The following is a 17,581-nucleotide window of genomic DNA, read 5'->3' as shown; positions in this document are numbered from 1 at the left end:
GCCTAGACGAGATCGACGTCGGTAAACTCGAAGCGCGCGCCGCCGTCTTCGCTTTCGGTCACGGTGACAGCCCAGTCGTGGGCGTCGGCGATCCGTTCGACGATCGTCAGCCCGAATCCGGTCCCCTCCGCTGTCGTGGTGTACCCTGGCTCGAAGACAGCTGTCCGTTCGTCTTCGGGGATACCAGGGCCATCGTCGGCGACGTAAAACCCGCGATCACCGATTCGTCCGATAGCGATCGTCACATCCGCTGGTGGCGCCGATTCGTCGGCGGTCGAAACCGTCCGCTCTCCGGTTGCGTGCTCGACCGCGTTGCCAAAGAGATTCTCGAAAACGTGGCGAACGCGATCGGGGTCGCCCCGGATCCGAAACTCCTCGGCAATATCGATCGACACCGCCTCGGTATCGATCATCTCCGCACACTGCTGGGCGACAGCCGGCACGGCCACGGCTTCAGTTTCCCCGACAGTGTCGCCTTGCCGGGCGAGAGTCAGCGTGTTGTCGACGATATCACCCATGCGTTCGAGAGCGTCGATCAACGGACGGGTGTGTTCGCTCTCACACGCCTCATCGAGCAGCGTTGCCCGTCCGGTCGCGACGTTCAGCGGGTTCCGAAGATCGTGGGCGACGACTTCCGCAAACTCGTCTAAGCGTTCGTTGTGACGTTCCAGTTCCTGTTCGTACTCTCGTAAGACGGTGACGTCGGTGACCGTCCCGACGACACGCGGTGCATCTCCGTCGTCCAACACTTCGGCCTGCTCGCGGACCCAGATCCGTTCGTCGTCCGGTTCGACCGGGTACGTGAGATCGTAGCTAGCTTCCTCGTCGATCGCACGCTGGATGGTGTCTTTGACCCGCTCGCGGTGGCCCGGCGGAATGATCTCGAAGAAAGTATCGAACACCGGCTTGACCGTCGTCGAGTCGATCCCAAAGACGTCCTCGAAGGTCGGGTAGCGCCGGATCGCCTCGTCTTCGGGGTGCCAGTCGAACGTATAGGCGTTTGTCGTCTCCAAGGCGAGTTCGAGTTGCTCGCGTACTGACTGGAGTCGGTCGTTGGTTCGCTGTAGCTCGCGTTCGCGTTCGATCGTGTCGGTGACGTCCCGATAGAGCCAGAGATTCCCCACGCCGTCTGGCAACGAGAACGGGACGTAGCTCCGAGAGAGGGTTCGACCGTCTGCCATTTCGACGTGTTCGTTCAGTACCGGTTGTCTTCTAGCCAAAATCTCCTCGAGACGGTCGCGGAATCCGTCCGCGTCCGCGATATCGTCACTGACGTCGGCCGCGAGCGCCATACAGTCGGTACCGACGAGTTCCTCACAGTCGGCAGAGAAATCGAAGATCTCACAGAGTTTCGGGTTCGCGGCCATGATCTCCCGGTCAGGGTCCTCGACGAGGATGCCAAACGGGAGGTTCTCGAGTAACGTCGAGAGGAGCCTGTTGGTCTCGAGTAACTCCTGGTCGCGCTCGACGACCGTCGTAATATCGTTGAATGTCGTGACAAAACGGTCTCCATCGAGTGGGAACGCCGAAATTGCGTAGTGTGCCTCAAGCGATTCCGCGTAGTGATCGAATCGGACCGGTTCGCCCTCGCGGACGACCTGCGCGTAGCGGTCGATGAACGTCGGATCGAGGCCCGGTAAGACGTCTGTGGCACGCTCGCCGACGATCGCCGCTCGTTCGAGCCCGGTCGTGTGCTCGAAGGCCTCGTTGACGTCCAGAAAGACGTAATCGACCGGCTGGCCGTTCTCGTCGGTCCGGAGTTCGTGGACGGCGATCGCGTTGATGGACTCCTCGAAGAGCTGCCGATAGCGACGCTCTCGTTCGATACGATGGAGCGCGTGTCCGATATCCCCGCCGAGTTCGCCCAATAAGTCCATCTCCGTCTCGTCGAAGGGGGTCGGGTCGGTGCTGTAGACGTTCAACACGCCGTACTGCTCGTCCTCGAAGGACAGTGGCACGGCCGCACTCGATCGAAACCCACGGTCGAGGGCTGCCTCCCGCCAAGGGGCAAACGCCTCGTCGTCGGCGATCGATTGGGTCACAACGAGGTCGTTTTCCCGGAGCGCCTGGACGGTCGGCCCACCTGCACTCGCCCCGTCTTCGAGCGTAATCGTGATCTCCGATGTGTAGTTCTGGCCGTCTCCCGCGCTCGCTCGTGGCCGAACGATGCCCTCGTCTGTATCCCGCTGGCCGATCCAGGCGAACTCGTAGGGTGCCCCGCTGGCGACGACCGCACACACTCGCTGTTCGAGATCCGAACGGGTTCGCGAGCGGACCAACTCCTGATTGACGTCACGGACAGTCTTGCGGATGCGATCGAGCGTGGCCGCGCGCTTGCTGGCCCGATACTGCTCGACGGCGTTCTCGATCCGGTTGCGAAGAACGGTATACTGTGCCAGGCCCCCGGATTTCTCCAGATAATCAGTCACACCCGCCGAGATGGCCTCGCTGGCAACGTCTTCCGATCCTCGAGCAGTATAGAGGATAAATGGGAGGTCCGGATACTCGCTGCGGACCGCATCGAGGAGTTCGAGCCCGTCTCGTCCGGGCATTTCGTAATCACTCACGACACATTCGAATTGTTGGTCCCGAAGCATCGCAAGCGCGTTCGACCCACGTGATGCGGTCTCGACGATGAGTCGATCGCTCTCGGCATCGAGCATGGTCGCGGTCAGCTCGAGAAAGTCCGGGTCGTCGTCGACGTGAAGCACCCGAATCGACTCACGCATGTGCTGATATCGAACGGTTCAGCGGAAAAATGTATGGTGAAATGTCACACGTCAAACGGCACGGGGTCGTCAAGCACATCTCCGGACAGATGGCCACGATCTGGCTGGGGTGCACCGGTACCCTCATGTCGCCCCCTCCCGATCACTCGCGCATGGATGTCCACGTTTCCCAGTCGACGGTCGACGGGACAGTACAGGCACCGCCGTCGAAGAGTTACACGCACCGTGCAATCCTCGCCGCGGGGTACGCCGACGGTGCAACCGTTCGAGATCCGCTCGTCAGCGCCGACACGGAGGCGACGATGGGGGCTGTCGAGGCCTACGGCGGCAGCGTCGATCGCGGTGACGGCACCCTCGAAATCACCGGTTTCGATGGGAAACCGTCGGTACCCGATGATATCGTCACGTGTGCAAACAGCGGCACGACGATGCGCCTGGTGACAGCCACGGCCGCCCTCGCCGACGGGATCACGGTCCTGACGGGGGATGACTCGCTCAGATCGCGCCCGCAGGGGCCGCTACTGGACGGGATCGAACAGCTCGATGGGCGCGCAGAGAGCACGCGTGGGAACGGCCAGGCCCCACTCGTCGTGAAGGGGCCTGTCGACGGCGGGGAAGTGTCGATCCCCGGGGACGTCTCCTCGCAGTACATCACTGCGCTGCTGATGGCCGGTGCCGTCACCGACGACGGCATCGAGATCGACCTGGAGACCGAATTGAAATCCGCACCGTACGTCGACATCACGATCGAGGTTCTGGCGGCGTTCGGCGTCGAGACAGTATCGACGGCTGAGGGATTCGAAGTCGAGGGCGGTCAGACGTACGATCCTGCGGGCGGGGAGTACGCCGTCCCGGGGGACTTCTCCTCGATGTCTTATCTCTTGGCAGCGGGCGCCCTCGCCGCACCGGACGGGCTGACGGTCACGAGCGCCCACCCGAGCGCACAGGGTGACTCAGCGATCGTGGACGTGCTCGAACGCATGGGGGCCGACATCGAGTGGGACCGTGAGGCAGGCGAGATTACCGTCGAGCAGTCCGATCTGACGGGCATCGAAGTCAGCGTCGCGGACACGCCCGACCTCCTGCCGACGATCGCGGTCCTCGGTGCAGTTGCCGAGGGCGACACACGGATCGTCGACTGCGAACACGTCCGCTTCAAGGAGACCGACCGCGTTCGCGCGATGGCCGAGGAACTCGGTGCGATGGGGGCGAACGTCACCGAACAGCAGGACGTGCTGACGATCCACGGCGGCGACACCGAACTCTCGGGTGCGAACGTAGACGGACGGGCCGACCACCGGATCGTGATGTCCCTGGCGATCGCCGGGCTGGTTGCCAACGGCGAGACGACCGTCCGGGGTGGCGAACACGTCGACGTGTCGTTCCCGAATTTCTTCGACGTTCTGGACTCGATGGGCGGGCGCGTCCGCCAGGAGTGAGTGGGCCAGGCGGGTCACGTTCATGTGCCGGGCGCTCGGTACGTGAGGTATGGGAAGCTTCGACGGACCGGCATCGGACGGGCCACCCGACCAGCCCAACGTCGCCGATCTGCTCGACGAACTGGACGAGCTCGAGGCAACGGTCGACTCTCCGGAGGAACGCGAGCGCGTCGAGTCCGTGCGGGAAACTGCACTCTCGGTCAGCAGCAGTGGCCCCTTCGGCCGGGTGATCTCCGGGTTCGACCGCGCGGACGCCTCGGAAGCACTACTTGGCAGCGTCCTCTTTGGCATCCCGATGTTCGTCGAAGGCGGGACGAGCGAAGTCGGTAACTATCTCGCGGCCCACCCGTACTTTCTGGTTGGAACAGTCGGATGTACGTTCGCACTCGTGGCCGGGATCCTCTACGTCGCCGAGATTCAGGACGTTCGCGTGGTCGACCCGTACTTCGGATTCATCCCCCAGCGGTTCGCCGGCGTCCTGGTGATCGCATCCGTGACAGCACTGGTGTTGATGACGCTGTGGGGTCGCCTAACGTGGTCCGAACCGTTAGTCGTAGCCGGGGAACTCGCCACCGCGATCCTGCCGATGGCCGTTGGCGGCGCGCTCGGAGATATCTTGCCCGGTTCCTGACCGAGTGAGAAGGTTACTCCGTGGTGGCGACTTCTTCGAGATAGGCGAGTTGGTCTTGCAGTTCCTGTGTCCGCTGGCGTTTGATCAGCGTCGCGTCCAGTGCCGAGCCGATCATCCCACCGAGTTCGAACTCCGTGGTCGCTGTGACGCTCGTTCCGTCTCCGTCGCCGTCGACCCGGTAGCTCGTCGTCATTTCGTCGAACATCCCCTCGACCTGTTCGTACGCCAGATCCACGTCACGTTCGACGAGTTCGAGTGTCAGTTCGAGCTCCGCCAGACCGATCGTCCGCCCGACAGTCACGGTATCGCCCTCGACCGTGACCGAATCGAAGCCGGCTGCACGCATGAACGCCCCCACGTCGTCGAACCCGTTGCTGACCGCGTCGGGAGCTGCGGGAACGTCCCGCGAGACAGTGACTGTTTGCATACTCCGGAGGTAGACCCCCTGCCTGAACAACCTGCCGACGAACACGTTCGTCGGTGAATCGGCCGACGGTTCGAACATGTTCGAAACAACTACCGTGGATGGGGCCGAACATGGGCAGGACATGGTACACGCGACGTTGACGTTGTCGATCCCGCGTCGAATCTGGATCGGTGCGCTCTCGATGGATCACCCGGAGTCTCGAATTCGCGTCCTCTCTGCGTTTCCGAAAGGCGACGAGTCGGGCGTCGGGCTCGTGGAAGTCGACGGCCCGGATGTCCCCGCAGTCGTGCGAGCGATCGACGACGAGGAGACCGTCACGGATCTGGCAGTGTTGGGCCGTCACGACGACCAGGCCTTAGTCCAATTCGAGACGACCGACCCACTGTTGCTGTTTCCGATCGTCGGCTCGGGCATCCCCTTAGAGCTGCCATTCGACATCCGCGATGGGCAAGCCCGCTGGGAGTTGACCGCCTCTCAAGATCGCCTCTCGGAACTCGGCGAGCAACTGGAGACACTTGGGATCTCCTTTACGGTCGAACAACTCCGCCAGCACGTCGAGCCCGAACAAGTACTGACCGATCGCCAGACGACGATCGTCCGGGAAGCGATCGATCGCGGCTACTACGACACCCCGCGGGAGTGTACGCTGACCGAACTCGCCGAGAACATGGACATGGCGAAATCGACCTGCAGCGAGACGCTCCACCGCGCCGAAGAGAAGATCGTCAAGCAGTTCTTCGAGGACGAACCGACCGCGAGCGCGCGGCGAACAATCTGAGTCGTCGGCTGGATCGGAACGAACGAAATCTGCGGGTCCGATCGATCACTCGCGATCGAGACGTTCCCGAAGGGAAGCCACTACGTCCTCGTGAACCGCCCCGTTGGTCGCGATCAACGAGTCGCTGTCGTGTCGCCAGCGATCCCCGGACAGGTCAGTGACTCGGCCACCGCCAGCCCGAACCATGTGCGCCCCGGCGACGGTATCCCAGGCCGTCATGTGGACCGTCGAGATCGCGGCGTCGATCTCACCGCAGGCGACCATGGCAAGCGAGGTCTGGCCGCTGCCCAGTCGGCGCAAGTCACCCAATTCGTGGTGGATGTAACTCGTCACGTGGTCGTACTCGTCTCGATCACGCTGCTTCAGCCCGAAGATAGGCGCGACGATCAGCGAGGCGGGATCGGTCCGGTCGCTGACCGAGTGGTCGACGCCGTTGCGCTCGACGACGCCCCCACCGGCCGCGTAGGTATCGTCAGTGGCTGGCAACGTCGTCGCGGCGGCGACGGGTTCGCCATCGACTGTCCGGGCGAGGGAGACACTCCAGAGTCGATTGCCCCGGACGAAGTTGTTCGTCCCGTCGATCGGATCGATGATCCAGGCCGCCCCCGACTCGGGAACGGTCTTGCGGGCGTCGTTCTCTTCGCCGACGATCGCAGCTGCCGGGTCGCGCTCGTCGAGCACGTCGATAATCCGCGCTTGAGCCTCCTGATCAGCTTTGGAAACCGGATCCATCCGGTCGCGCTTGAACTCGTTGTCGATCCCCGCACGGAAATATCGACAGGCGATTTTAGCGCCGGCTTCGGTGGCCTCACGAGCAATTGCGAGCGATGCGTCGGCCGTCAAATTGTCAGTTCGTCCCACGTCGATGCCTCGGGATGATCCCGTATGGCTTCCAGTCGCTTCAGTGGTCGGACTCGATCGACCGTCGAGTCAGGCCCCGTCCACTGTGGACGGATTGCTCAGAAGACAGTGAAAAACGAAAACGACAGGAGCGTCGCCATGCTGGGGCCGAGGATCCAAAACGAGACGAATCTGACGACCGTCCCCGGATTGAACAGCTGGGTGGCCGTCGTGATATCTTCGGGGTCTTCCTCGCCGATGGGGGCGGGACCGTCGTCGGTCTCAGCCGCGAGCGTATCGACGGAGATGTTGGTCTCTGCCTCGCCCGTGACGAGCTCCGGGACAGTCGCGGTCCGCGTCGCCCGGCCCCATCCGAGGCCGACGATCGTCATGATCGTCGCCATGGCCAGGCTCATCGGGATTCCGATCCAGGACAGGAACGTCGTGATCGTCGAGGCAACGACCATGACAACCATCGCGGCCAGCATCGGCAGGTCGGTAATGTCGTTGCCGACCGACTCCATCGTCCGCCGGGCGATCGTAAAGGCCCCAATGCCGATCGCTATGGTCCCGAGGAGGACAGCGACTCCGATATCGAGACTTCCGCCGCCGACCAGCGGTGCAACGGCGTTTGCCACGTTGCTCGCGCCGGCACTGAAAGACATGTAGCAGGCGATGAGCAACACGAGAATGGCACTGTACAGTTCACGGCTCGTGGTTCCGGGGCCGAGTTGTGGCATTGGAACGATCGCCACCCAGCGATACGTGAGAAGCGGTCCCTCGGACTCGGGAATCGAGACGCGCTGCTCGAGATACGGGTAGATGTACCGGCCGATGAGACTGCCCAGCCAGAACCCGACGATCGGTGCGATAAGCCACCAGACGACGATCCCACCGAGAGCAGCCCGATCGAGCGTATTCGTCGCGAAGCCGTACCCGGAGATCGCACCCACGGCAGTCATCGACGTGGAGACGGGGACACCGTAGATGTTGGCGACCAGCATGCCCAGCCCGATGAACGAGAGGATGACCGTCGCAGCCGTCAAGGAGAATCCCGGGACGAGGTCGCCACCGAGCGTATCGATGACGTTCCGGCCCAGCGTCCACCCACCCACGAAGACGAACACCGTCATCAACCCGGCCGCAGCCGTCTTGTTGACAACTTCGGCACCGACGGCCGGCCCCCAGGCGACACCCGTCGAAGAACCACCGATATTGAAGCCGACGAACGTCGCAACGAGAACCCCAAGTGCCAGCAAGAGACTGATCATACATCAGCGTCGCCCAGCAGCAACGTATATGTGATGATGTCAGTGAAGACTGTGGCCGCCTAGCCAGTCGTGTCATCACTTATCATGGCTGGTCGCGTACCGAGACACATGGTCGATCGCCTGCTCGTTGCCATGGACGACTCGGAGATGGCCGCACAGACACTTCGGTACGCCCTCGATGCCTTTCCGGACGCCGAGGTGACGGCGTTCCACGTCGTCGGCGAACCCTCGCCGTGGATGGGCGCGGCCATGAGCCTCGCGATCGACGACGATCTCGAGACCGCAAAGAGAGACCATGCCGAGTCCGTTCTCGAGACAGCCAAAGCGATCGGGGCCGAAAACGGTCGCGAGATCCGAACCGACATCGGGATGGGGAGCCCAGCAAGAGCGATCGTCGATCGCGCCACGGACTTCGATCACGTCGTGATCGGTACCCACAGCGGGTCGCTCGTCGATCGGTTACTCGTTGGAAACGTCGCAGAGAAGGTCTTTCGCCGTTCGCCCGTGCCGGTGACTGTCGTCCGATAACGAAGCAGGCCTGGGAGAGCCCACTCTTGGACGCACCATCTCCGCGCTACGGACGGCAGTCGTGGCGACCGACAGTCACTCGGGGGATGGATCGTCGATGAGGAAGTCACTGAGCCTGGACGGTCGGGTCTGGGATGGCGGAGCGAGCGAAATCTCGTCGATATGAATCCGGTAGGCCTCCATATCTTCGAAGACTGAGCCCCAACTCCCGATCGTGTACGGCGTCCCATCGTTGTCGATGGTCACGGTAAGCCCCGAAGCAAGCTGATCGATCGAAGGCGGATCCTCGATCCGGAAATCGTCCTGATAGAAGGTGTCGATGACCTGGCCAGAGACGGTTTCGACTTGGTGCGTCTGGTTGTCGTATCCAGTGGCGACAATCGAGACATCGACGGGTTCGTCGAACAGTAGACTGAAATCCTGGATGAACTCCTCTAAGGTGACAAACGACCAGCCCTCGTCCGTGTCGACGTACGCCCGTTCGTTCAGTGACCAGTTGCACGTATAGAAGTACCAGTGGAAGATAAACGAAAGAATGTCGTCGTCGATCATGATGCCGTACTGCTCCGGTGCACGCGTGTTCGGTGCAAAATAGCAGTGGCGACGGTCGACGACAGCCAGAGACGGCCCCGGGATGTACGACCAACGTAGTTCCGTCACCGCATCCTCGTAAGGTAGCTCTTCGACGGCTGCCTTGCTTTCGGGATCGGCATAGACACTGGCGCGGACGACGACACCCGAAGACTTGGCTTCTCGAAGGGCCGGTAGCAGCGACTCGAACTGTTTGCCGGTCAGCACGGCTTCGATCAAGCTCTCACTGTCTGCGAACGTTTCTCTGGCCCGTTCGATGATCGTCTCCTGATGTTTGACGACGCTCATCCCGTGCTCGGTGAGGTGGGGCCGTTCCCAGCGATCCTCGATATCATCCGCTGCATCCTGAAGCCGCCGGCCCTGGGACCGTAGCTGGTCGAGCACGACTTCGGGTTCAGTTGGCCGGACGTGTAGCTGATCGCGGTCGATCGTCTCGACGTACCCTTGGCGTTCGAGGTCGCGGAGAATCTTGTAAATCTGTGACGTTGGAATCGATGAGTTCTGGGCGACCTTGACGGCAGGGGTCATACCGAGATCCAAGACAGTGAGATACGCCTCGGCCTGATAGGCGGTGAGGCCAGCGTTCTCCAAGGCCGCCTGTAACTCGTCGGGTTCCATATGGGATAGTGACCGGTTGGACGGATAATGATTATTCCGGTCGCCACCAGCCACCGGAATGCCCGAACGTTCATGTGTGAGTCACTATCACATGTAGTATGGTCGAGACGGTCCTCATCCCGTTCGACGGCTCCCAGATGTCCGAACGAGCCCTCGAGTACGTCGGTCGGGAACACCCCGAGACGGCAGTCCATCTCCTCTACGTGCTCGATCACGTCGAAGCGAGCTACGAGTTCGATTGGACGTCACTGCCTGGATACTGGGACAACGGGTCACAGGAAGCGACCGACCGTGGCCGGGCCATTCTCGACGACGCAGAGGAAGCCGCCCAGCGGGCTGGCCTGACTGTCGCCGAACGCGAGCTCCTGGTGGGGCGTCCAGCCACGCGTATCGTCGAATACGGCGAGGAACACGACATACACCTCATCGTGATGGGGACCCACGGCCGGCAAGGACTGTCTCGATACATTTTGGGCAGCGTCACCGAGCGCGTCCTGCGGCGGTCGAGTGTCCCGGTGACGGTCGTTCGCTGATCAAGACAGCGACCGCGCGGAGTTGGCGACGACCAGCAGACTGCTGGTCGCCATCGCCACCGCAGCCACGAGGGGATTCAACAAGCCGGCGACCGCGACCGGGAGCGCAACGGCGTTGTAGAGAAACGCCCACCCGAGATTCTGTCTGATACGGCGACGCGCAGCAGTCAGCAGCCTGAAGACGTCCGGGACCAGGGAGAGATCGTCGTACGTCACCACGGCGTCGGCGGCATCGGCGGCGAGTTCGGTCCCCGTCGCCATCGCGATACCCAGATCCGCTTCGGCCAGTGCGGGCGCGTCGTTACTCCCGTCGCCCACCATGGCCACGGTCCGGTCGACCCCAAGCTGCCGAATGGTTGCGGCCTTGCCTTCCGGCGGGACGCCCGCAAACACAGAATCGACCGCGGAGTGGTCGCGGAACCGGGCGGCCGCTCGCTCGCTGTCGCCGGTGAGGACGACGATTTCGTGATCGGTCGCGAGTTGCTCGACGGTCGCTTCCCACCCGGGCCGGGGCTGATCGCCGGCGACGACGAACCCGCGAGCCTGGCCGTCCCAGCCGATCAGTGCCGGGATCGTTCCCCGTTCGCGGGCCGCTTCAACCCGATCGCGCAACGCCATTGGGATCGACGCCTCCCGGGCCTCGAACAGTGCGACAGAACCGACGAGAACGGCCTCGCCGTCGACTGTCCCCGAGACGCCTCGCCCTGGATGAGTCTGGACGTCGCTGACTTCGGGCAGCGGGTCGGCCGCCGCGTCGACGATCGCGGAAGCGATGGGGTGGTCGGCGAACTGTTCGAGCGCCGCGGCTCGCCGCAAGGCGGCCTCATCGGGTGTCTCCAGCAGCGAAAGCTCACCCGTCGTCAGCGTCCCCGTCTTGTCGAAGACGACGACGTCAGCCGCCTCCGCGCGTTCGAAGGCTGCGCCGTCCGTGACGACGATCCCCCGATCGAGCGCCGCGCGGATTCCCGAGGCGACCGCAAGCGGCGTTGCCAGGCCGAGCGCACACGGACAGGAGACGATCAACACCGCCAGTCCCGTCAGAAGCGCAGCCGTCGGCGCGGCCCCGAGTGCGAGGTGAACGACGAACGCAGCGATCGCGAGTGCGACGACGCCTGGGACGAACACGGCGGCGATCCGGTCGGCCAGTCGCTGGACGCCAGGCCGGGAACTCTGAATAGCCCAGAGGTGATCGACGAGTCGATCCAACGTGCTCGTGGCCTCGGCCGCGACCGAAACGACCAGGCCGCCGTCGGTCACCATCGAGCCACCGATGACCGAATCGCCGGGCGCTTTCCGCTCGGGCAAAGACTCGCCGGTCACCAGGGACTCGTCGACGGCCGCGCTGCCTTCGACGACAGTGCCGTCGACGGGGACGCGCTCGCCGCTCTCGACGATCACCTCGTCGTCGGGGGCGAGTGCCTCGACGCTGACGTCTTCGATACCGTCGGGGCCGCGGCGACGGGCGCGATCGACTTGCCTGGCGGTGAGCTCGCTCAACCCCGCGGCCGCACGGCGTTTGATCCGCTGTTCGTAGTAGTTGCCGAGTGAGACGACCACAACGACCACGACAGTGATGTCGAAGTACAGCTCGGTGTGGCCCAGCAAGAAGGCGATCGCACTGTAGAGATAGGCCGTCGAGGCCGCCAGTGCCACCAACAGATCCATGTTCGGGTAGCCGGCCCGGAGGCTGACGTACGCCCCCCGGAGGATCGGAAAGCCCGTGTATCCGAGGACGATCGTAGCCATGACCCAGACGTTCGCCAACAGATAGGCCCCGGCCGGTCCGTCGACGTTCAGCAGGGCTGCGCCCTCGAATCCCAGATACGTCGGGTACAGAAAGAGGACGTACCAGACCATCGTCATCATGCCGAAGAAGCCGCCGATCAGCAGGCGGCCCTGCTGGATCGTCGCTGTGTCACGATCGCCCTGCTCGCGTTCGCTCGCGTCGTATCCCAGGCCGGAGATCGTTTCGGCGATGGCATCGGGTTCGGTCCGGTCGGGATCGTAGACGACTTTCACCGTGCTCGCGGGATAGCTGGCCTGGGCCGCCTGGACGCCGCCGTCACCGACCGCCTGGGACTCGACGAACGCCTCGCAGGTCGCACAGTGCATCCCCTCGACCGAGAGATAGGCCGTCTCGCCGTCGGCCGCCTCGACGTCGCCAGTCTGGACTGACTCGCGGGCGGCTTCCGCATCGGTAGCATCGACGTCTTCGACCTGGCGAGCGACTTCGAGACACCCTTGACAGCAGAACGTCCCCGGGACATCCTCGTCGGTCACGGGCGGATCGGGCGTCGGCAGGTCACAGAGTGTACAGGCGCCGGACATACTCAGAGGGCAGGCGGCATCGGCAGCGGTAGATGGGGAACGGCAACGCCAAACAGTGACAGTCCCTTCGCGAGTGGAATCGTCCCGAGGACGACAAAGGCCACGCCGAGGGCACGGTGGATCCGCCGACGGGCGGCGACCGAAAGCGACTGGAAGGCCGTCCCGTAGGCGAACAGCGCCGGAATCGTCCCGATCCCGAGCACGCCGAGTGCAAGTGCGCCAGTCAGGGCCGACCCGGACGACAGCGCGTACAGATAGGCCGGGTACAGTAGCGGACAGGGAAGCAGTCCGTGGACAGCACCGAGAGCGAGGATTCCCGGGCCGTCGACGTAGCGATCGACCCGGGCCGTCAGCGCGCCGGTCACGCGCTGAAAGACGCCGCCGACCAGCGGCAGCGACCTGCCGGTCGGACTCGTGCCGGTAAAGACGTAGCCCAGGCCGAGCACGACGATGGCTCCGCCGACCAAGACACCAGTCCCACCACGCAACGTCGTTGCTACCGGCAGTCCGCCAACGGCACCGGTCGCGAGTGCGCCCAGCGCACCCAGCAGGCCGCCGATCGCGGTGTAACTGATCGTCCGCCCGAGATTGAACAGGCCGTGCTGGCGGAGGGCGTGGAAACTCGGGCCACGGGCCTCTTTGCCGGCCATCCGATCGCCGTACAGCGTCACCAGCGGGCCACACATCCCCAGACAGTGGGCGCCACCGAACAGCCCAACGGCAAACAGCACGGCGAGACTCGGGTCGGTAAGTACCGCGCTCATCGTCGCCCCGGGGCCGGTAAGCGTGGCGCGACAGACGCTATCGCGACGGGGGCGGGGCGTGCAAGCGGCGTCACGCTGTCGAGTCGCCCTCCCTGGATTCGTGGATGCCGAACATGAGATACAGCGAGCCGGCGATCAGCAGGACGCTGACCAGCGAGAGGATAGCCAGCAGCGAGCGACCGCTGGCGAACGCGACGCCTGGGAGGAGTGCGAGCAACGCGAGCAACGGGTACGCCCGAACGTCGAGTTCCATGCGCGGCGCTTCGGGTTCGAGTGCTTAAAAACCAACCCCTCATTGCATGGGATTACAAGAGATGGCTGGTTTTTTAGGCCTGAAGGGAAAGCTTGTGGGCATGGTACAGCGCCACTCACGGCGCGGACGCTCCCGAGTCGCGTCTGGGGCGACGTGGGCCACGCGATCCGCCGCCGTGACAGCACCGGGCAGGACCGTTCGAACGGGCGGTGATCGAGCGTGAGCGGACCGTCGACGGACGGGCGAACTCGACGGGACCTACTCCGCGCTGGAGCGGCCGCCGGCACGGCCGCCGCCGGCCTGGCGACAACTGGCAGCGCCACGGCGCAGGCGGGCGTGGACTTCGACGGCTGGTTTTCGGATGTCTCGAACTACGACGGGATCGTCGACCGGCGCGGGCAAGACGAGGTGACCGTGACCGTCGGCGTCCAAGCCAACGGCAGCAACTGGGGCTTTGGCCCTGCGGCAGTCAGGGTCGATCCCGGGACGACTGTCGTCTGGGAGTGGAACGGCAAAGGCGGAGCTCACAACGTCGTCGCCGAGAACGACGACGGCTACTCCTCCGGAGAGGCAGTCGATCAAGCCGGCACGACGTTCGAACAGACCTTCGAGGAGACGGGCATCTCGAAGTACTACTGTGACCCCCACCTCGCCGTCGGTATGAAGGGGGCGATCGTCGTCGGCGACATGGGTGCCAGCGCAGGCGGCGACGGCGGCGGTAGTGACGGTGGCCTCGAACTCAGCCAGGAAGGGTGGTTGCTGGCCGGGAGCTTCGGGCTGGCCGTCGCGTCGCCGATCCTGTTTGCGGCGTTCCTCCGATTCCGCGGCAGTGAGGAGGCAGTCGGGCCATCGGAGGAGACCCGAAAGCAACTCCAGCGCGTCGCGGAACACGATGGGCCGCCCGTGGCCGAAGAGGCGCCCGTCGAGGAACCAAAGCGGAAGATCGAACACGAGGAGTACGACCCTTGGGGAACGCTCTCGCTGGTCATCGGCTACCTGGTGCTGGTGGTCACGCTGTGGGTGTTCATGTACTTCGTGGAGTTCCTGGGTCGTGGCCCGACGGTGATCGGGTAGGAGGACACAGGTATGGACATCCATCGCTTCGAAAAACTGTGGATCGGGATTGCACTGTTGTTGATCATCGGGTTCATTTCGACGGTCGCCTACGGGTCTCTGGGACCGGGCGTGAAGATGATCGACAACTCCGGCGGGACCATCGACGCCGGGGAGGTCCAGGCTGGCACGTCGGGGACTGGCTTCGACGATCCGGGCGTCACCAAGACGGGACCGAACGAGTACGAGGTCTACGTGAAGGCCCAGCAGTTCCAGTTCGTGCCCGGCACCAGCCAACCGATCGAACTACCGGCCGGCTCGACGGTCACCTTCTACGTGACGGCGACCGACGTGACCCACGGGTTCAACATCGCCGGGACGAACGTCAATACGATGGTCATTCCCGGCCAAGTCGCCGAGTTGACCGTCAACTTCGAGGAACCTGGTTCGTATGGCATCGTCTGTAACGAGTACTGCGGTGGCGGCCATCACACGATGGAAGGCCGGCTCGAAGTCCTCCCCCAGTCGGCATACAACAGCACGGAGGGAGCCTGAATGGCATTCGTCGACGACTATCCTGACGCAGCGCAAGTAGTGCGCGCAAACTTCGGCGTGGCCTTTACCGCGCTGGCGATCGGTGGCCTGTTCGGCCTGATCCAGGCCCTCCACCGGACCGGCGTCTTCCGTGGCCTGATCAACTCGACGGACTACTATACGGTCCTGACTGGCCACGGCGTCCTGTTGGCACTGGTCTTTACGACGTTCTTCATCGCCGGGCTGTTCACCTGGGGCGTCACCAGCAGCTTAGAACGGTCACTACCGAACCCACGACTCACGTGGGCGTGGTTCGGGACGATGCTCGTCGGGACGGTTCTGGCGGCGGTCGCGATCGTCGGCGGGTTCTTCCCGGAACTGCCGCTCAGTGCGGACGTTCTCTTTACGTTCTACCCGCCGCTGCAGGCCAGTCCGGTCTTCTATATCGGCGCGGCGTTGTTGATCGTCGGCTCCTGGATCGCCGGGTTCGACTGGTTCCGGACCTTCTGGGCCTGGCGGAAAGACAATCCCGACGAGCGCATCCCCCTACAGACGTTCATGGTCCTGACGACGATGATCATGTGGTACGTCTCGACGGTCGGCGTCGCCGTCGAGGTCGTCGTCTTCCTGATCCCGTGGTCGCTTGGCCTGATCAGCGAGGTCGATCCGCTGCTGACGCGGACGCTGTTCTGGTACTTCGGCCACCCAGTCGTCTACTTCTGGCTCATGCCAGCGTACTTCATCTGGTATACGATCTTGCCCAAGTTGGCCGGCGGTCGCCTCGTCAGCGACGCCCTGGCCCGGATCGTCTTCGTCCTGTTCGTCATCCTCTCGACGCCCGTCGGGTTCCACCACCAGTATCTCGATCCCGGCATCCCCGAGGGCTTCAAGTTCATCGCGATGACGAACACGATGTTCTTGCTGTTGCCGAGTCTGCTAACCGCCTTCACGGTCGTCGCGAGCATGGAACACGGCGCTCGCCAACGCGGCGGGACGGGGTATCTCTCCTGGCTGTGGGATCTGCCCTGGGATAACCCTGCTTTCGCCGGCAGCGCCCTCGCAGGCATCATGTTCGCCGCCGGTGGGTTCTCCGGGATGATCAACGCCGGCATGAACATCAACTACCTCATCCACAACACGCTGTGGGTGCCGGGCCACTTCCACCTCACCGTCGGGACCGCAGCAGCGTTGACGTTCATGGCCGTCTCCTACTGGCTGGTGCCCCAGATCACGGGCAAGCGACTCCAACATCGCAATCTTGCGATCGTCCAGCCGTACGTCTGGTTCGTCGGCATGACGCTGATGTCGAACGCGATGCACCGTGCCGGACTGGCCGGTGTGCCGCGACGGACGGCCGAGCCGGAGTACAACGTCGTCGACGCGACGTTCCCCGAAGTACTCGGTGGCATGGGCGAGATGCAACTCCAGATCGCGCTCGGGAGTGTGTTGCTGTTACTCGGGCTCGGGCTGTTCCTCGTCGTCATGACGGGAACCTGGCTCGCCGAGCGCGGCCGCGGGACGCTATCGGTCAACAGCCACCTTCCGGCCCCCCTCTCCGGTCCCGAACACTCCCCGCGCGTACTGGATAATCTCCGCCTGTGGACGGCCATCGCGATCGTCCTCATCCTGATCGCCTACGGGCCACCGCTCGCGAGCATGATCGGTGACGGTATCTTGAATCCGGGCAGTCCCGGCTTCCCCGTCTGACGGGGCCACATCCAAGTAGCCGGCAAGTGAATCTCGACCCGATGGAACGTGCGACGCTCGTGAAAGTGCTGCTCGTCGTCGCGATCGGGATTCCGCTCGTAATCGAGGGTGCAACCTTCCTCAGTCTCTTCAATCAACACCTCGGGAGTGAAGACACGGCCGGGACGGAGACGCCGGCCCCCGAGACGCTCTCGGTTGGCGACGATCTCCTGACGGACTTCGGAGGAGAAAACGTGACGGCGACGATCGAAAACGGCTCGATTCAGGCGACCGGCGACGCCTGGTTGTTCACCCTAGAGGTCGCAGTCCGAAACAGTGGCAACCAGTCGGTCGCCGTCAGTGTCGGGCCACTCACGACCGGCGACGGGACAGTAGGGGCGACCGTCGCCGAGAGCGGCGAGATCGCGCCGGCCGGATCGACGACGGTGTTCGTACAGTGGTCGCTCCCGACTGGGGAGACACCGCAGTCGCTTACCGTGACCAGAACCCGATACGGAAACGAGACGACCACCGCCGATGGAACCGTCCAAATCGGTGGCTTTCCCGTCCAGCGATAG

At 63.7% G+C, this 17,581-nt stretch carries 17 protein-coding genes; 9 read left to right on the top strand and 8 right to left on the bottom strand.

Features of this window, described 5'->3' with window-relative positions:
- Window positions 1–2: 2 nt before the first annotated feature.
- On the bottom strand, window positions 3–2,729 hold the full coding sequence (locus FR699_RS02365; RefSeq protein WP_158853718.1) for a response regulator: 2,727 nt from the start codon (window positions 2,727–2,729) through the stop codon (window positions 3–5).
- Between the two features lie 152 nt (window positions 2,730–2,881).
- Here FR699_RS02365 and aroA point away from each other — a divergent pair, with 152 nt between their 5' ends.
- Together aroA and FR699_RS02355 are read left to right on the top strand one after the other, a co-directional pair.
- Window positions 2,882–4,168 carry a 3-phosphoshikimate 1-carboxyvinyltransferase gene (gene aroA / locus FR699_RS02360; RefSeq protein ID WP_158853716.1) on the top strand — a complete coding sequence of 429 codons (1,287 nt, stop codon included), beginning with the start codon at window positions 2,882–2,884 and terminating at the stop codon, window positions 4,166–4,168.
- A gap of 49 nt (window positions 4,169–4,217) precedes the next feature.
- A complete protein-coding gene (locus tag FR699_RS02355; protein ID WP_154551958.1) occupies window positions 4,218–4,799 on the top strand; it encodes a DUF2391 domain-containing protein in 582 nt (193 codons plus the stop codon).
- Between the two features lie 13 nt (window positions 4,800–4,812).
- On the opposite strand, the gene FR699_RS02350 is transcribed toward FR699_RS02355, so the two are convergent.
- The gene (locus tag FR699_RS02350; RefSeq protein ID WP_154551959.1) at window positions 4,813–5,226 is read right to left on the bottom strand and encodes an SRPBCC family protein; all 414 of its coding nucleotides are present in this window, start codon (window positions 5,224–5,226) and stop codon (window positions 4,813–4,815) included.
- Window positions 5,227–5,347: 121 nt separating this feature from the next.
- On the opposite strand from FR699_RS02350, the gene FR699_RS02345 reads away from it, so the two are divergent.
- Complete coding sequence (locus FR699_RS02345) at window positions 5,348–6,004, top strand: helix-turn-helix domain-containing protein (RefSeq protein WP_154553210.1); 657 nt, start codon at window positions 5,348–5,350, stop codon at window positions 6,002–6,004.
- Between the two features lie 45 nt (window positions 6,005–6,049).
- Here the strand turns inward: FR699_RS02345 and FR699_RS02340 are convergent, their stop codons facing one another.
- Window positions 6,050–6,865, bottom strand: a complete 816-nt coding sequence (locus FR699_RS02340) for an inositol monophosphatase (RefSeq protein WP_199268271.1) — start codon at window positions 6,863–6,865, stop codon at window positions 6,050–6,052.
- Between the two features lie 98 nt (window positions 6,866–6,963).
- Window positions 6,964–8,115, bottom strand: a complete 1,152-nt coding sequence (locus FR699_RS02335; RefSeq protein WP_154551960.1) for an inorganic phosphate transporter — start codon at window positions 8,113–8,115, stop codon at window positions 6,964–6,966.
- A gap of 108 nt (window positions 8,116–8,223) precedes the next feature.
- Here FR699_RS02335 and FR699_RS02330 point away from each other — a divergent pair, with 108 nt between their 5' ends.
- Window positions 8,224–8,643 carry a universal stress protein gene (locus FR699_RS02330; protein ID WP_154551961.1) on the top strand — a complete coding sequence of 140 codons (420 nt, stop codon included), beginning with the start codon at window positions 8,224–8,226 and terminating at the stop codon, window positions 8,641–8,643.
- A 75-nt stretch (window positions 8,644–8,718) separates the two neighbouring features.
- Here FR699_RS02330 and FR699_RS02325 read toward each other — a convergent pair whose 3' ends face one another.
- Window positions 8,719–9,852 (bottom strand): TrmB family transcriptional regulator, encoded by a 1,134-nt coding sequence (locus FR699_RS02325; RefSeq protein ID WP_154551962.1) that lies wholly within the window; start codon window positions 9,850–9,852, stop codon window positions 8,719–8,721.
- A 98-nt stretch (window positions 9,853–9,950) separates the two neighbouring features.
- On the opposite strand from FR699_RS02325, the gene FR699_RS02320 reads away from it, so the two are divergent.
- Window positions 9,951–10,385: a universal stress protein gene (locus tag FR699_RS02320; protein WP_158853714.1), complete on the top strand. Its 435-nt coding sequence runs from the start codon at window positions 9,951–9,953 to the stop codon at window positions 10,383–10,385.
- Here FR699_RS02320 and FR699_RS02315 read toward each other — a convergent pair whose 3' ends face one another.
- From FR699_RS02315 to FR699_RS02305, 3 genes are all read right to left on the bottom strand, one after another.
- Window positions 10,386–12,713 carry a cation-translocating P-type ATPase gene (locus FR699_RS02315; RefSeq protein WP_158853711.1) on the bottom strand — a complete coding sequence of 776 codons (2,328 nt, stop codon included), beginning with the start codon at window positions 12,711–12,713 and terminating at the stop codon, window positions 10,386–10,388. It lies immediately after the preceding gene.
- A gap of 2 nt (window positions 12,714–12,715) precedes the next feature.
- On the bottom strand, window positions 12,716–13,477 hold the full coding sequence (locus FR699_RS02310) for a sulfite exporter TauE/SafE family protein (RefSeq protein WP_154551965.1): 762 nt from the start codon (window positions 13,475–13,477) through the stop codon (window positions 12,716–12,718).
- Between the two features lie 70 nt (window positions 13,478–13,547).
- Window positions 13,548–13,730 carry a hypothetical protein gene (locus FR699_RS02305; RefSeq protein WP_158853709.1) on the bottom strand — a complete coding sequence of 61 codons (183 nt, stop codon included), beginning with the start codon at window positions 13,728–13,730 and terminating at the stop codon, window positions 13,548–13,550.
- A gap of 219 nt (window positions 13,731–13,949) precedes the next feature.
- Here FR699_RS02305 and FR699_RS02300 point away from each other — a divergent pair, with 219 nt between their 5' ends.
- From FR699_RS02300 to FR699_RS02285, 4 genes are read left to right on the top strand one after another with little or no spacing between them, the layout of a single operon-like run.
- The gene (locus tag FR699_RS02300) at window positions 13,950–14,804 is read left to right on the top strand and encodes a halocyanin domain-containing protein (RefSeq protein ID WP_154551967.1); all 855 of its coding nucleotides are present in this window, start codon (window positions 13,950–13,952) and stop codon (window positions 14,802–14,804) included.
- 12 nt (window positions 14,805–14,816) lie between these two features.
- Window positions 14,817–15,338 carry a cytochrome c oxidase subunit II gene (locus FR699_RS02295; RefSeq protein ID WP_154551968.1) on the top strand — a complete coding sequence of 174 codons (522 nt, stop codon included), beginning with the start codon at window positions 14,817–14,819 and terminating at the stop codon, window positions 15,336–15,338.
- Window positions 15,339–17,024: a b(o/a)3-type cytochrome-c oxidase subunit 1 gene (locus tag FR699_RS02290; RefSeq protein WP_154551969.1), complete on the top strand. Its 1,686-nt coding sequence runs from the start codon at window positions 15,339–15,341 to the stop codon at window positions 17,022–17,024.
- Between the two features lie 41 nt (window positions 17,025–17,065).
- Window positions 17,066–17,581, top strand: a complete 516-nt coding sequence (locus FR699_RS02285) for a hypothetical protein (RefSeq protein WP_158853707.1) — start codon at window positions 17,066–17,068, stop codon at window positions 17,579–17,581.

The organism is Halorhabdus sp. CUG00001, from assembly GCF_009797925.1.
Taxonomy (GTDB): domain Archaea; phylum Halobacteriota; class Halobacteria; order Halobacteriales; family Haloarculaceae; genus Halorhabdus.
The sequence above is the reverse complement of the archived record's forward strand: the minus strand, read 5'-3'. Positions and strand labels throughout refer to the sequence as shown.